General features: G+C 58.1%; 16 protein-coding genes. 8 read left to right on the top strand and 8 right to left on the bottom strand.

Annotated elements, in window-relative coordinates; translation table 11 throughout:
• Positions 1-54 precede the first annotated feature (54 nt).
• From ccmA to THISIDRAFT_RS10150, 8 genes are all read left to right on the top strand, one after another.
• The gene (gene ccmA, locus THISIDRAFT_RS10185; RefSeq protein WP_006787047.1) at positions 55-711 is read left to right on the top strand and encodes a cytochrome c biogenesis heme-transporting ATPase CcmA; all 657 of its coding nucleotides are present in this window, start codon (positions 55-57) and stop codon (positions 709-711) included.
• Positions 705-1,370 (top strand): heme exporter protein CcmB, encoded by a 666-nt coding sequence (gene ccmB, locus THISIDRAFT_RS10180; RefSeq protein ID WP_006787046.1) that lies wholly within the window; start codon positions 705-707, stop codon positions 1,368-1,370. The genes ccmA and ccmB overlap by 7 nt, the downstream gene beginning before the upstream one ends.
• Before the next feature lie 181 nt (positions 1,371-1,551).
• Positions 1,552-2,322, top strand: coding sequence for a heme ABC transporter permease (locus THISIDRAFT_RS10175; protein WP_006787045.1), 771 nt, complete (start codon positions 1,552-1,554; stop codon positions 2,320-2,322).
• On the top strand, positions 2,315-2,500 hold the full coding sequence (ccmD, locus tag THISIDRAFT_RS10170; RefSeq protein WP_006787044.1) for a heme exporter protein CcmD: 186 nt from the start codon (positions 2,315-2,317) through the stop codon (positions 2,498-2,500). Before THISIDRAFT_RS10175 ends, ccmD begins: the two co-directional genes overlap by 8 nt.
• Complete coding sequence (gene ccmE / locus THISIDRAFT_RS10165) at positions 2,484-2,936, top strand: cytochrome c maturation protein CcmE (RefSeq protein ID WP_006787043.1); 453 nt, start codon at positions 2,484-2,486, stop codon at positions 2,934-2,936. Before ccmD ends, ccmE begins: the two co-directional genes overlap by 17 nt.
• Complete coding sequence (locus THISIDRAFT_RS10160) at positions 2,937-4,952, top strand: heme lyase CcmF/NrfE family subunit (protein ID WP_006787042.1); 2,016 nt, start codon at positions 2,937-2,939, stop codon at positions 4,950-4,952.
• Positions 4,953-4,956: 4 nt separating this feature from the next.
• Positions 4,957-5,502 carry a DsbE family thiol:disulfide interchange protein gene (locus THISIDRAFT_RS10155; RefSeq protein WP_006787041.1) on the top strand — a complete coding sequence of 182 codons (546 nt, stop codon included), beginning with the start codon at positions 4,957-4,959 and terminating at the stop codon, positions 5,500-5,502.
• On the top strand, positions 5,499-5,981 hold the full coding sequence (locus tag THISIDRAFT_RS10150) for a cytochrome c-type biogenesis protein (protein WP_006787040.1): 483 nt from the start codon (positions 5,499-5,501) through the stop codon (positions 5,979-5,981). Before THISIDRAFT_RS10155 ends, THISIDRAFT_RS10150 begins: the two co-directional genes overlap by 4 nt.
• A gap of 41 nt (positions 5,982-6,022) precedes the next feature.
• Here THISIDRAFT_RS10150 and THISIDRAFT_RS10145 read toward each other — a convergent pair whose 3' ends face one another.
• The 8 genes from THISIDRAFT_RS10145 to THISIDRAFT_RS10110 all read right to left on the bottom strand — a co-directional run.
• Positions 6,023-6,997, bottom strand: a complete 975-nt coding sequence (locus THISIDRAFT_RS10145; protein ID WP_006787039.1) for an alpha-L-glutamate ligase-like protein — start codon at positions 6,995-6,997, stop codon at positions 6,023-6,025.
• Entirely contained in the window at positions 6,994-8,514 is a 1,521-nt protein-coding gene (locus tag THISIDRAFT_RS10140; RefSeq protein ID WP_006787038.1) for an inactive transglutaminase family protein, read from the bottom strand. The genes THISIDRAFT_RS10145 and THISIDRAFT_RS10140 overlap by 4 nt, the downstream gene beginning before the upstream one ends.
• The gene (locus THISIDRAFT_RS10135) at positions 8,515-9,357 is read right to left on the bottom strand and encodes an ATP-dependent zinc protease family protein (RefSeq protein WP_006787037.1); all 843 of its coding nucleotides are present in this window, start codon (positions 9,355-9,357) and stop codon (positions 8,515-8,517) included.
• 57 nt (positions 9,358-9,414) lie between these two features.
• Complete coding sequence (gene typA / locus THISIDRAFT_RS10130; protein ID WP_006787036.1) at positions 9,415-11,238, bottom strand: translational GTPase TypA; 1,824 nt, start codon at positions 11,236-11,238, stop codon at positions 9,415-9,417.
• 107 nt (positions 11,239-11,345) lie between these two features.
• The gene (gene nikR, locus THISIDRAFT_RS10125; protein ID WP_006787035.1) at positions 11,346-11,762 is read right to left on the bottom strand and encodes a nickel-responsive transcriptional regulator NikR; all 417 of its coding nucleotides are present in this window, start codon (positions 11,760-11,762) and stop codon (positions 11,346-11,348) included.
• A 502-nt stretch (positions 11,763-12,264) separates the two neighbouring features.
• On the bottom strand, positions 12,265-13,170 hold the full coding sequence (locus tag THISIDRAFT_RS10120) for a lysophospholipid acyltransferase family protein (RefSeq protein WP_006787033.1): 906 nt from the start codon (positions 13,168-13,170) through the stop codon (positions 12,265-12,267).
• Between the two features lies 1 nt (position 13,171).
• On the bottom strand, positions 13,172-14,452 hold the full coding sequence (locus tag THISIDRAFT_RS10115; RefSeq protein WP_006787032.1) for a nucleotide sugar dehydrogenase: 1,281 nt from the start codon (positions 14,450-14,452) through the stop codon (positions 13,172-13,174).
• A 183-nt stretch (positions 14,453-14,635) separates the two neighbouring features.
• Positions 14,636-15,001, bottom strand: a 366-nt coding sequence (locus THISIDRAFT_RS10110; protein ID WP_246585371.1) for a transposase, incomplete at its 5' end; no start/stop codon positions are given.

Raw genomic sequence — 15,001 nt, 5'->3', positions numbered from 1 at the left:
TTGGGTGTGATGCCGCTTGCTCCGCTTCTTTGCCATTTTCAAGATGCTTCTCATATGCTACATGCTTCAGGCACGGCGCCGACGCCAGCCTTGCACGCCATTGATCTGGCCGCAGAACGCGGTGAACGCCCCTTGTTTCGCCAACTGGATTTTGCCCTCCATCCCGGCGAAATTTTGCATGTGCGCGGGCGCAATGGCGCAGGCAAGACCACCTTGCTGCGTGTGCTGTGCGGTCTGACACGCCCGGTGGCGGGCCGAGTATGCTGGTATGGCAGTGATGTTCGTGCCACTGACACGGAATTTGCCGGCAGCTTTTCCTATCTGGGTCATCACAACGGTTTGAAAGATGAACTCACCGCTGAAGAAAATGTGTTGTTTGGCCATCGCTTAAACGGTGGGCATATCGCCTTAAAGAAGGTGCAGGATCTGCTGGAGCGCATCGGTTTGGGGGCGTACACCGACCTGCCGATTAAAGTGCTCTCGCAAGGTCAGAAGCGGCGTGTCGCCTTAGCGCGTGTGCTCTTGCAGGGGCGGCCTTTGTGGATTCTGGATGAGCCTTACACGGCACTGGATGTGCAGGTCATCGACCTGGTGCTGGAGGCGCTGCAAAATCACCTGGGGCAGGGCGGAATGGTGGTGTTGACCACCCATCAGACCATTGAGGTGGGCGTGCCGGTGAAAACCCTTAACCTGGGTGCGGCACAATGCTGATCAATCTGCCTTTGCTGCGTCGTGACCTGACCCTTGCGCTGCGCCGTCCGCAGGATGCCTTGACCGTCGTGGGTTTCTTTGTGGTGGTGGTTGCGCTGTTTCCGCTGGGCGTTGGCCCGGATCCGCAATTGTTGCGCATTCTGGCACCGGGGGTGCTGTGGGTTGCCGCGCTGCTGGCGACCATGCTGGCGCTGGAGCGCCTGTTTATGGACGATTACCGCGACGGCTCACTGGAACAATTATTGATCGCGCCGGAACCTTTGGCCTTCCTGGTGCTTTCTAAGGTGCTGGCGCACTGGCTGATCACGGGGTTGCCTCTGGTCTTGATCTCGCCGCTTTTGGGAATCCAGCTGGGTCTGCAGAGCGAGGAGATTCTCATGATGGCCATCGCCTTACTCATCGGCACCCCGATTCTCAGTCTGATTGGGGCTATCGGGGCGGCCTTGACCTTGGGGCTGCGCGGCGGCGGGGTACTGATCTCGCTGCTGATTTTGCCCTTGTATGTGCCCACGTTGATTCTTGGCGCAGGGGCGGTGGATGCGGTGATGCATGGCCTGAGCGCACAGGCGCATTTGTCCCTGCTGGGGGCCTTGCTGATTCTGGCGGTGATGCTCACGCCGTGGGCCACCGCAGCAGCCTTGCGTATCATGCTTGATTGAGTGCGGTTGGTTATGCCACACGTTAGCGGCAGCTTCTGGCTGTCGCTTTTTTTGAAGCGGCATCCGGAAGATGCCGCCGCGTAATATAGCGTCAGCGTCTAGCTGTCGCTTTTTTTGAAGCGGCATCTGGAAGATGCCGCCACTCTGGTAAGCGGCGTTCCATGATTTGATGAGGTGATTGGTGGCTGAAAAATCCATTCAATGGTTTAAATTTGCCTCACCGGCGCGGTTTTATGATCTGACCGGGCGGCTGGTGTGGGGCTTTGGCATCCTTGCAGCGGTGTTATTTGTCGTCGGTTTGTATATGGGCTTTGTTCTCGCGCCGCCGGATTATCAGCAAGGCAACAGCTATCGCATCATCTTCATCCATGTGCCCAGTGCCTGGATGGCGATGTTTTTGTATGTAGTGATGGCGATTTATGCCGCCGTGGGTCTGATCTGGCGCATCAAAACCGCTGAAATCATGGCCAAGGCCATTGCCCCCACCGGGGCACTGATGGCCTTTTTGGCGTTGTGGACCGGGGCCGTTTGGGGCAAGCCGACCTGGGGCGCCTTCTGGGTCTGGGATGCGCGTCTGACCTCTTCATTGATATTGTTTTTTATGTACCTGGGTTTTATCGCCCTGCATGCGGCCATTGAGGATCGCCAGCGTGCCGCCAATGCCAGTGCGGTATTGGCGCTGGTGGGCATTATCAATGTGCCGATCATCTATTTTTCCGTGCATTGGTGGAATACCCTGCACCAAGGTGCCACCATCAAGGCCACCAGTGCGCCGAGCATGGCGGCTATCATGTTTTTCACCGTGATTGTGATGGTTTTTGCCTATTGGATGTATTCCATTGCCGCCGTGCTGGCGCGGGCCCGCCTGGAGTTGCTGGAACGGGAAAAACATGCCGCCTGGGTCAGCGAACGCCTCAATCTTCCCCGTACCAAGGAGACGCCACATGCCTGAGTTTTTGCAGATGGGGGTTCATGCGCCCTATGTTTGGGGTGCGTATGGTGTTGCCGCGCTGCTGCTGATCGGCGAAATCCTGTTTTTGTATTCTCGGCGTAAAGCCGTTACGAAGCGCTTGCAGCGCATGGCACGGCTTATAGATCAGGAGAAAAAAGACAATGAAACAACGTACTAAACGCCTGGTCGCGGTACTGGTCGGGCTTGGTGGGGTGTCGCTGGCTGTGGCATTAACCCTCAATGCCTTTCGCGATAATCTGGTATTTTTCTTTAGCCCCTCACAGGTGCTGGCGCAAGAAGCTCCGCTGGATCGGGCCTTTCGCATCGGCGGTCTGGTCGAGGATGGCAGTGTGCAGCGCGAGGGTATCCGTGTCAGCTTCAATGTCACCGATACAGCGGCGGTGGTGCCAGTAGTATTTGACGGCATTCTCCCGGACCTGTTTCGTGAGGGACAAGGGGTGGTTGCCGTGGGGCGTTTGCTGGAAGGAGGCGTCTTCCACGCCAATCAGGTACTGGCCAAACACGATGAAACCTATATGCCGCCTGAAGCGGCTGAGGCCATCAAGCAGGCGCAGCGTGAGCAGGCCCGCGTGATGCCGCCTGAGGAACTGTAAATGTTGCCAGAGATTGGTTTACTGGCGCTGATTCTGGCGCTGATTTTAGCACTGTTACAAGGCGTCTTGCCCTTGCTGGGTGCAGCGCGTGGCGATCAGGCCTTGATGGCGGTGGGGCGCAGTGCAGCCTGGGGGCAGTTTGTCTTTTTGTTCATCGCCTACCTGATTCTCACCCACGCCTTCCTGACCCATGATTTTTCCGTGGCCTATGTGGCCTCGCACTCCAATCTGGCCTTGCCCTTGAAGTACCAGCTGTCCGCGGTGTGGGGTGGTCATGAGGGATCCTTGCTGCTGTGGGCCTTGATGCTGGGCTTTTGGAGCGTCATGGTTTCGATATTCAGCCGCAGCCTGCCCGCCGATGTGCTGGCACGGGTGCTGGGGGTGATGGGTCTGGTTGCCGTGGGTTTTATCGGCTTTATGGTATTCACCTCCAGCCCCTTTGAGCGTTTAATCCCCGCGCCGCTGGATGGCCGCGATCTCAACCCGATGCTGCAAGACCCTGGTTTGATTTTCCATCCCCCGACCCTATACATGGGCTATGTGGGCTTTGTGGTGCCCTTTGCCTTTGCCATTGCGGCCCTGCTGGGTGGTCGCCTGGATGCGGCGTGGGCGCGCTGGTCGCGACCCTGGACGGCGGTGGCCTGGGCCTTTCTCACCTTGGGCATTGGGCTGGGGAGCTGGTGGGCCTATTATGAACTCGGCTGGGGCGGCTGGTGGTTTTGGGACCCGGTTGAAAATGCCTCCCTGATGCCCTGGCTGACCGGCACGGCCCTGCTGCATTCGCTGGCCGTGACCGAAAAACGCGGCACCTTCAAAAACTGGACGGTGATGCTGGCCATTCTGACCTTTTCGCTAACCCTGCTCGGGGCCTTTCTGGTGCGCTCCGGCGTGCTCACCTCAGTACATGCCTTTGCGGTAGACCCCAGTCGCGGCAGCTATCTGCTGGGCTATATGGCGGTGGTGGTCGGTATCTCTTTAAGCCTGTTTGCCTGGCGCGGCCCCAAAGTCGGCCTGGGCGGCTCCTTTGGGATGTTTTCACGCGAAACCGGGCTGTTGCTCAATAATGTCATCTTGGTGGTTGCCTGTGCGGCGGTCTTGCTGGGGACCATTTACCCGCTGGTACTGGATGCCCTGGGGCTGGGCAAGATTTCGGTCGGCCCGCCGTACTTTGAAAGTGTCTTTTTGCCATTGATGCTGCCGCTGATGCTGCTGTTGGGCTTTGGCCCCACGGTGCGCTGGAAACAAGACGATCCGCTACAGGTATTGCGGCGTTTGCGCCTGATTCTGGCCTTCAGTCTGGTCGTCGGGATGCTGTGGCCGCTGGCGGTGGGAAGCTGGTCTTTGCTGGCGGCGATGGGCACCTTCCTGGGCCTGTGGATCATGGCCACCATTGTGCATGATGTCTTTGTGCGCCTGCGTCAGACACCGCCTGTGCCTGAGCATGATGAGGCTAAGAGTCCGCGCGTGCGCCGTCTTGGGCTTGGCTATGTCGGCATGCAGTTGGCGCATTTTGGTATGGCGCTGATGGTAGTCGGAATCACCTTCGTCATCGGCTATGATCAGGAACGTGATGTGCATCTGCGCATCGGCGAAACCATCACCGTGGCGGGCTATGATTTCCGTCTGGAAGGCATCAGCCGTGTGCAGGGGCCGAATTATGTCGCCGACCGGGGCGAGGTCACGGTCTTTGATGGCGAACGCCAGCTCCCTACCCTGTACCCGGAAAAACGCTACTATCCGAGCCAGGAAATGCCCATGACCCAGGCCTCGCTCAATCGCGGCATCTTTCGTGATCTGTATGTCTCACTGGGCGAACCCTTGCCGGATGGTTCATGGATTGCGCGGGTCTACTACAAGCCCTACATGAACTGGGTGTGGCTGGGCTGTCTGTTGATGACCTTCGGTGGACTGATTGCGGCGGCAGATCGACGCTATCGCCTCAAGACCGCACAGGCCAGCGTTGCTCACCCCGATCCCGCTGTTTTGGCGAACGCCAAGCCCTCAGGCACAGGATAATCCCATGCGTTTACGTTTTGTGTGGCCGCTGCTGGCCTTTGTGGTACTCGTAGCCCTGTTGTGGGTGGGCTTAAGCCTCAATCCCCGCGAGATTCCCTCGCCCTTGATCGGCCAACCAGCGCCGGCGTTTAGCCTGCCCGAGCTGCATGACCCGGAAAAACAGGTCAGTCATACCGATTTACTCGGCGAGCCGGTGCTGCTTAATGTCTTTGCCTCGTGGTGCGTATCCTGCCGCCATGAGCATGGCGTACTGGTTGAGCTGGATAAATACGGCATCCCCATTTACGGCCTGAATTATCGCGATACCCGCGATGACGCCCTGCGCTATCTGCGCGCTGCCGGTGAAGACCCTTATACCGCGATTGCCTTTGATGAGCGCGGCCTGGTGGGGATTGACTGGGGGGTCTACGCTACCCCGGAAACCTTCCTGCTGGATAGCCAGGGCATCATCCGCTACAAACACATCGGCCCGATCAGTCCACAGATTGCCCGTGACACCATCATCCCTCTGTATCACCAGCTACTGGCCGAAGAGGTGCCCTCCTCGTGAAATCCCTCCTGCTGTTAAGCGCTCTGCTGCTGGTCATCGGTGTACTGATGCAGCCGCTGGGCGCACGCGAAATCCTGATCTTTGAGAATCCGGAACAGGAAATGCGTTATCAGTCACTGGTGCGTGAGCTGCGCTGCACCGTCTGCCAGAATGAAAGCCTGTTTGATTCCAACGCGCCGCTGGCCATCGACCTGCGCAACCAGATCTACGGCATGGTCAAGGAAGGCGCCGAACGCGAACAGGTGGTGGACTACATGGTCAGCCGCTACGGCGAATTTGTCCTGTATCGTCCGCGCATGAGTCCGCTGACCTATGCCCTGTGGTTTGGCCCCATCATCCTGCTCATCATCGCCCTGGGCGCCTTATTCTGGGTACTGCGCAGCCGCAGCCGTGATAAAACCGCACAGACGCACAACGCAGCAACCTTAACCCCCGAGGAACAACAGCGCCTGGATCGCCTGCTGGCGGGTAAAGATTAAGATCCGCCCCTGGGCTGGGGCGCCGCCCCAAGCGACGGCGGTTATTTGAAGGTAGCAAATTGCTGCATGGCGTAATTTACGCAGTCGTGCGGGGTGTTGTGCGCTTGGCTGAGGCCTTCGATGTGGCGCAGGCGGGGCAGCAGGCCGCAGCCATTGGCGACTTGTATGGCCAGTCCGGGGCGGGCATTGAGTTCGAGCATGGTGGGGCCATGTTGGGCATCCAGCACAATATCAGCGCCTAGATAGCCAAGGCCGGTCATTTGCTGGCAGCGCACGGCCAGGGTGAGAATGGTAGACCAGTGCGGCGGGCAGATTTCGACCAAGGGGCGCTGGGTGTCGGGGTGTTGTTCTACGCGCCGCCCAAACTGTACGGCATAGATGGCGCGCCCGCTGGCAATGTCCAGACCCACGCCGACGGCGCCTTGATGCAGGTTGGCTTTGCCATCGGAGGCGTGGGTAGACAGGCGCAACATGCTCATCACCGGATAGCCTTTAAAGACAATCACGCGGATATCCGGCACGCCTTCATAGGAATAATCACGAAAATAAGGGTCAGGCTGGATCAGGTCTTCAATGATGGCGATATCCGGGGCGCCAGCCAGTGAGTAAATGCCCGCAAGAATATTGGACAGGTGGCGTTGCAGATCGCCAAGACTCAGCGCCTGACCGGAGGCTTTGAGGAACTGTTCGCCGTCACGCTGGGTGATCACGGTGATGCCTTTGCCCCCGGAGCCACGCGCCGGCTTGATCACAAAGGCGCTCAAATCAGCCAGCGCCTGGGCAAGGTGGTTGACCTGGTGCTGGCTTTGGATGATCAGGCGCAGCTGGGGCGTGGACAGGCCATGTTGTTGCGCCAGCAGTTTGGTCTTGAGCTTGTCATCGACCAGCGGATAACAGTGGCGCGGATTGTAGCGACTGATGAAGTCGATATTGCGCCCGTTCATGCCCAAAATCCCGATCTCTGCGAGGCGCTTTGGGCTGATCAGCGGCCAGCGCAGATGTCTGAGCCAGTTCATCGACGCACATGCTGCTCAATATCACGAAAACGATACAGCTCCGAGAGGCGATAGCCGGTGTATTGACCCATGAGCATGATCAGCGCCACCAGCACCAGATTCAGCTCCGGGAAATTAAAGCTTAGATGTCCGACCAAAGGGTGAGTCATGGAAAGATACGCGGCGACAGCGACCAGCAGGCTGCCGCCACCTTGCACCAGAACCTCCCACGGGCCTTCCTCCTCCCATAGGATACTCATGCGCTCAATGGTCCAGGCGATGATAATGATCGGGAAGAAGGCGACCGTCATGCCGGTATTTAATCCCAACTGATAGCCCAGCAGGCTGATCAGGGCGACGATAAAGATGACGATGACAATAATTGTGGCAATGCGCGCCACCAGCAACAGGTTCAGATGTGAAAGATAACTGCGCAATAGCAGCCCAATGGCGACAATGACGACAAAATTGATCAGCCCCTGCAGCAGGGAGGTCTGTAAAAACGCCAGGGCGATGAGCACCGGCATGAAGGTGCCGGAGGTGCGCAGGCCGATAATGATGCGCATAAATACCGTGACCAGCGCCCCCATCGGCAACAACAGCAGCAATTTGAACACCCCCTGCTCTTCAATGGGCAGGCGGTGAATCCCCAGAATGTCAAAGCCACTTTCGCGATACTGGGTATGTGCCAGTTCCAGCGTGGGGATGGTCTGGCGAATCATCGAAAAGCTGACCTGCGAACGCGCACCGCCCATCAGATCAATCAGCGAGGGACCGCCACGCTGCCACAGCAGCAGATTTTCCGGCACACCCTGACGCCCGGTGCGCGGATCAAACATGATCCAGCGACCCTCCACATAAATCTCCAGCATCGGCGTGAGTGTTTGATTGCGTCGTGCATCCTCAAGCCACAAGCCCATCGCCAGGCGGGTGGGAACCCCCGCCTGATTGAGTAATTTTTCCAGCAATACCTCACGCGGGTGATGCGTCAATAATAAGGCCGCATTTTGTCCCGGTTCAGGCTGGCTAAGCAGCTTGATCAGCTCGCGGGTCATGCTTTGTGGTGTACTGGAAAGGGCACGCGCCCGCCCCAGAAGCTGTTCGGCGGCAACAACGGCGGACTCTTCCCAAAACACCGGTTCAATGCGCGGTTTGGCTTGTGGTTCATGCGGTCCGCTCAAGCCGCTGCGTTCCGGGATAATCTTGATCTTGTAATACAGCGTCTGGCGCCCGGAGGCCGTGCGGATCGACCACTCGCCGCGCCGATCGCCGTCATATTCAACAATGGAGAAACCATAACCCGGTGAGGCGGTCTGCTCGCTGACAATCTGAAAACCCGGCGGATCTTCGGGAATATTCAGACTCAGCAACACCGGCTCGCCCTGGGCGCTGAAATCAATGCGCGCCTCCACAATCCAGGCCGTGGTTTGTTCGCCGGGCAGGAAGGGAATCTGCGTATAAATATGACGCAGCCAGGCGGTACCGATGGCGGTGACGATAAGAAAGGCGATCAGGGAATAAAACAGGGGCCGGGACATTTAAGGCTGCGTCGGGTTATCCGTGGGCGAAGGCAGGGGGGCGATGTATTCCAGCGCCACATCCACCAACATCATATCTTGCAAGACATTGCGGCCAATCAACACCGGAAACTGCAAATGGCTGCGATCAGACAAGGTAAACTCGGCAGTTTGCGACAGTGTGCCCAGCTGCAGATGAAATTCCACCACCGGACGGCGCTCTGCCTCGTCAGTCACCGCCTGCACCACGCGCACATAGCGCAATACCCGCCGCTCCAGCTCAATGCGCTTTTGGCTCTCCCGATCAACCACCACAAAGCGCACCCAGCGCTGTCCGTCGCGTTCAAAGGGCTGAATATCGCGGGCATCCAGCGAGGCCGATTCGGCACCGGTATCAATGCGGGCGGTAAAAACAATGCCGGGCGGCGAGATACTGACCTGCTCAATCGCGCCGATGATCTGCTTGTCACCCAGACTGGTTGGAGCGGGCGGCGGGGCGGTACTCTGTGCTTGCGGTGGCGGCAGCGGTTGTGGACAAACCGGCGGCGGCGGGCACACCGGAATTTTCGCCAGCACCTCATCAAGATTCTGCGCAAAGGCGTGTTGCAGTTCCTGTTGCGCCTGCAGACACTGGGCATTCAATGCCTCCACAGCCTGCTGCTGTGCCTGCGACAGCGTAAGCAGACCCTCATCAACCACACTCAGGCGCGCATCCAGCTGGTTGAGATCACCTTGCTCAACCAGCAGATGGCCGGGAGCACAGCCGGTCAGCAAAAATAAAGCCATTCCCCCAAAAATCCCCGTCACAGCGGACAGCGACCATGCCGATGGCTTAAGGAAGGTGTGCAGCGCGTGCGTCATCATGGAAAAACTCGTGATAGAGGCAAAGCAATCGTTTCAAGCAAACGCAGCAAGCTATTCTCAGGCCGCCGTGCGCGAGGCCTTCTTGCGCTCATGCTCCAACAACAATTTCTTGCGCAGGCGAATGGACTTAGGCGTCACCTCAACCAGCTCGTCTTCCTCAATAAATTCCAGAGCCTGCTCCAACGATAAGCGAATGGGTGGGGTCAGCAGAATATTTTCATCCGAACCGGCGGCGCGAATATTGGTGAGCTGCTTGGCCTTGAGCGGATTAACCACCAGATCGTTATCACGCGAATGGATACCGATGATCATGCCCTCATACACCTCTTCACCGGGGCCGATGAACAAGCGCCCGCGCTCTTGCAGATTAAACAGTGCATAGCCCAGCGATTTCCCCACGCCGTTAGCAATGAGCACGCCATTATTGCGCTTGGCGACCCGACCGGGGCGATATTCGCCATAGCTGTCAAAGACATGGTGGAGAATGCCGGTGCCCGAGGTGGTGGTTAAAAACTCGGTTTGAAAGCCGATCAGGCCGCGTGAAGGGATCTTGTAATCCAGCCGCACCCGCCCTTTGCCGTCGGGTATCATGTCGAGCAATTCCGCCCGCCGACTGCCGAGTTTTTCCATGATCGCGCCTTGATGGGCCTCCTCGACATCCACCGTGACCATTTCATAGGGTTCTTCCTTGTTGCCGTCTTCCAGGGTACGCACGATCACTTCAGGACGCGAGACGCCCAGTTCATAGCCTTCGCGGCGCATGTTCTCAATCAGGATGGACAGATGCAGCTCGCCACGCCCGGAGACCTTGAACTTGTCTGGATCAGCGGTTTCCTCCACCCGCAGGGCAACGTTATGCTTGACCTCTTCAAACAGGCGCTCACGCAGATTGCGCGAGGTAATATACTTGCCCTCGCGTCCGGCAAACGGCGAGGTATTCACCTGAAAGGTCATGCTCATGGTGGGTTCATCGACCGTCAGCGCTCTGAGCGCCTCAACCGCCGCCGGGGCGCACAGCGTATCGGAGATATACAACTCATCCATGCCGGAAAAGGCAATGATGTCACCGGCATTGGCCTGTGGCACTTCCACCCGCTCCAGCCCTTTAAAGCCCAGAATCTGCAAAATACGCCCGGAACGCACATTGCCCTCCCGATCAATCGCCTTCACCGGGGAATTACTCTTGATCTGGCCACGGGTAATCCGCCCGATACCGATCAAGCCCTGAAAACTGTTGTAATCCAGCGAAGAGATCTGCATCTGGAAGGGGCCATCAAAATCCACGTCCGGCGGACTCACCTTTTCAAGGATGGTCTCAAACAGCGGCGTCATGTCGCCGTCCTCGATGTCTGGGCTTAGTCCGGCAAAACCTTTCAGCGCCGAGCAGTACACCACCGGGAAATCCAGTTGTTCTTCGCTCGCGCCCAAACGATCAAACAGATCAAACACTTGATCGACCACCCATTCAGGCCGGGCGCCGGGGCGGTCGATTTTATTCACCACCACAATGGGCTTGAATCCCATCGCAAAAGCCTTGGAGGTAACAAAACGGGTCTGTGGCATCGGCCCATCGACCGCATCCACCAGCAACAGCACCGAATCCACCATCGACAACACGCGCTCGACTTCGCCGCCAAAATCCGCATGTCCCGGCGTATCCACAATATTGATACGGTAATCGCGCCACTCAATCGCGGTATTTTTGGCCAGAATGGTGATCCCGCGTTCCTTTTCCAGATCATTGCTATCCATCATGCGCTCACTTAAGGTCGCACGCTCGGAAAAAGTGCCGGACTGCTGGAGCAGACGATCCACCAGCGTAGTTTTACCATGATCGACGTGGGCGATGATGGCGATATTGCGTAATTGTTTGTTTTTCATAAGTGTTTAGTGTGGCGCGTCGGCGCCAGGGGATTTCGGATGCACTCAGGCGGTATGTTCAATGACAGGTAGAGACGGCGTGGGACAACATCGTGACATGACATGCACTATGTGCCCTTTTTGCCGAAAGGAATTTGATATAAATGGCCGTGATGCACCCCTGGGCGCGTCATCACCGACTCCCCAAACGCCTGCACCGCATCACTGTTACCCTTAAGTAAAACGGTTTCCAGGCAATGATCCTGATCCAGATGGACATGCACACTTGCCAGGGTCAGATCATAGTGCGCATGATGGCTTTGGGTGAGGCGTTTGCTTAGGGAGCGGGCATGGTGATCAAAAAAATAGCTTAACACCCCGATGCAGGGCTGAATGGGCTGGGCTTCCAGTTGTTCACGCACGAGCGCCTCACGGATCAAGTCGCGCACCGCTTCAGAGCGGTTACGGCTGCCCAAACGTCTGAGGTATTCGTCAAATGCGTTGGCAAGTTCTGCCTCAAGGGATACGGTAAAGCGTTCGGTCATGGACAAATGGCTAAAAGGAGGGAATCAAGGTTGTGATCGCTGTGCGTGTCAGGGGCAAAAAGCAAACCCACTGGTGCATAGTATAGCGCGTGGCAGGCAAACAAGACAAAGCCTGTTTTGAAGTCTCAGCGTCTTGAAGCGTTACGCGGCTCACACGATCAATGCGCATGAGCATACTGTCATCCTGACCGCCACATTTAAGGTATGCAGCGCACTAAAAGCGGCGCACGCTGCGTATCACTTTTGACATCCTCCCCGCCCTACCTGCCTGAGCCGCGTGCGTCGCGGCAGGCAGGAAGGAGGGGGATTCCCAGCATTGCTGCTGAGCGCTTTCTGCTTCGCCGAGACCTGCCAAATGCCTCAAAGAGACACCGGACTTACAGTTTCTCCACAGACTAACCCCGCCAGCCCGCCGGTTAAAATATAGATAGCATCAATGTATAAAGAGAGCAAGCTACCAAAGAGGAGGCGTCGGGAACAGGAGCACGCTTTGCGTGCTGCGCTATCCCTCCTTGGCCTTGCGGCCGGGGTTTCCCGCGCAAACTGATGAATCAGGCCGTGTGCGCGGCCAGCGGCGGTAGCTCCAGAGGTATTGTTCGGGGTGGCGGCGGATGAGCTCTTCCAGACGTTGATTAAGGGCAGTCACCGCTTCGACGGGGTCTGTGCTATAGAGCGTGTCAGGGGCGCTGACAAAGTGATAGCGAAACCCCTGGCCTTGGGGCAGGCGTTGCGCAAAGGCGAACACGATCGGGATGCGTTCGGCGTGGGTGAGGCGTGAGACTAACAGCATGGTGCGGGCGGGTTGGCCAAAAAACGGTGCGAGGATGCCACTGTTACCCTTGGGCGCTTGATCTGGCAGGATGCCGATATGTTCCTTGCTCTGCAGGGCCTGTTTGAGTGCTTTGATACCGCTGCGATTGGCGGGTACCAGCCGGGCGCCGGTGCGTTCCCGCGCTTGGCGTAGCACGCTTTCCAGAAAGGCCTGGCGTGGTGGACGGTATACGGTGGTCAGCGGACCAAATACTGTGCCATATAAACCGGCAAACTCCCAGCTTCCCAGATGCGGCACCGCAAAGCAGACCCCACGCCCTTGGGCGATGGCGGCAGATATCACTTCGCTGCCTTCGATGCCATGGAGCCAGCGGCTTAATTGCGCGCTATCCGCCTGCCACAACAACGGTGCCTCGCTGAAGGCTTTGCCGGTTTCCAGCAGGCTGGCGCGGGCGATACGCCGATGCCAGGCCGGATCACGGTCTGGAAAGGCGCGGGCCAGATGCACCAGGGAGCGACGTTTCAGCGGGGTGGGCAAGACCCAGGCCAGCCAGCCTAAAGTGGCCCCTACGGCATGATTCAAGCGCAAGGGCAGGCGGCTGAACAGCCACAGATAGACGCCCACTAGGCGACGCATCCTACAGGCTCCAGTAGGCCAGATCGGCGCGGATATGCTGCGGATCAAGCGCCGATTTGACATCCACCAGCACCGCCCCTGTGGCCAGCATCCGCGAAAGTCCGGCAGCCCCTAAATCGCGATAGGCCTGATGGGTGACGGCATAAATCAGTCCATCCAGGGCCGCAAAGTCCTCCAACGGACTGAGCGTTAGCCCATATTCGCGTTGCGCTTCGTGGGGGTTGGCCAGCGGGTCGTGCAGCCGTGGCTCAATGCCGAATTGTTGGAGTTCCCGGATGATGTCGGGAATGCGCGAATTGCGCAGATCAGGGACATTTTCTTTAAAGGTCAGCCCGAGAATGCCAAGGCGCGCCTGTTTGATCGGGCGGTCTTGCTCAATCAGCAGTTTGACGGTGCGCTGGGCGATATAGGCCCCCATGCCATCGTTGATGCGCCGTCCCGCCAGGATGACCTGCGGATAATAGCCCAAGGCTTTCGCTTTGGCGGTCAAATAATAGGGATCAACCCCGATGCAATGCCCGCCGACCAGGCCCGGCGTAAACGGGAGGAAATTCCATTTGGTCTGTGCAGCCGCCAGGACATCGTGCGTGCGCAGCCCCATGCGGTCAAAAATCAGGGCCAGCTCATTCATCAGGGCGATATTGAGGTCACGCTGCGTGTTTTCGATGACCTTGGCGGCCTCTGCAACCTTGATGCTGGGGGCCTGATGAATTCCCGCCGCAATCACCCGGCCATAAGCCGTCGCCACCCGCGCCAGGGTGGCGGCATCCTCACCGGCTACCACCTTGACGATGCGCTCGAAGGTATGCTCCTTGTCACCGGGATTGATGCGCTCGGGGGAATAGCCCAGACTGAAATCCTGCCCTTGCACCAGTCCAGAAGTGCGCGCCAGGATCGGGCCGCAGATGTCCTCGGTCACACCGGGATAGACAGTCGATTCAAACACCACCACCGCATTTTTGCCCAGCACCGGCCCCAGCATCTCACAGGCACGGATCAAGGGGCGCAAATCAGGCTGGCGATTTTGGTCTATGGGGGTGGGCACGGTGACAATAAAAAAACTGCAGCCGCACAGGTCTTCCAGTGAATCAGTGTAACACAGCGGGGCAGCGTGCAATGCCTCGCTTCCGACCTCGCCGGTATGATCCACCCCGGCGCGCAGCTGCGCAATCCGCTGCGGGTCAATATCAAAACCGATGGTGTCGGGGTAATGCCGGGCAAAGCCCAAGGCAACCGGCAGGCCCACATAGCCCAAGCCGATCACCGCAATTTGTTCGGTCATCAGATTTACCGGATGCTGTATATGCTGTATGGCGACATCATGCAGATGCCGCCGCTTTTATGAAATGCCGGATATCCGCCCGGAAAAAACCGCCAGGCAGGGACTTGGCGCTCGCTCCCGGCGCGACACCGGGAAGGTGTCGCCACGCAAGCATGACTAAGAAGCTGTTTGGAAACTACCGCCTCAAACCAAGCGGTTAGCCATCAGTCGACTCATTGCGAGATAAATCCAGGCTTCGCTGCTCGACATCAAGCGCTCGTAGTCCTTGCTCAGACGGCGTGAGTGGTTCAGCCAGCCAAAGGTCCGCTCAACAACCCAGCGTCGCGGCAACAAAACAAACCCTCGGCGCTCCTTGGGACGCAAGACCCCCGTCAAGACGAAACGAAAGCGCTGGGCAACCCAGTCAACCAGGCGTCCACTGTAGCCGCCGTCAACCCAGATTTTGCGCAGCTTTTTGCAATGACCGGGGAGATGGCGCAGGAGTTGGCGCGCCCCATCACGGTCTTGCACGCTGGCGGCGGTGACAACGACGGCCAGCACCAGCCCCAG

The organism is Thiorhodospira sibirica ATCC 700588 (assembly GCF_000227725.2).
GTDB lineage: Bacteria > Pseudomonadota > Gammaproteobacteria > Ectothiorhodospirales > Ectothiorhodospiraceae > Thiorhodospira > Thiorhodospira sibirica.
This window is presented reverse-complemented; position numbering and strand designations above follow the sequence as displayed.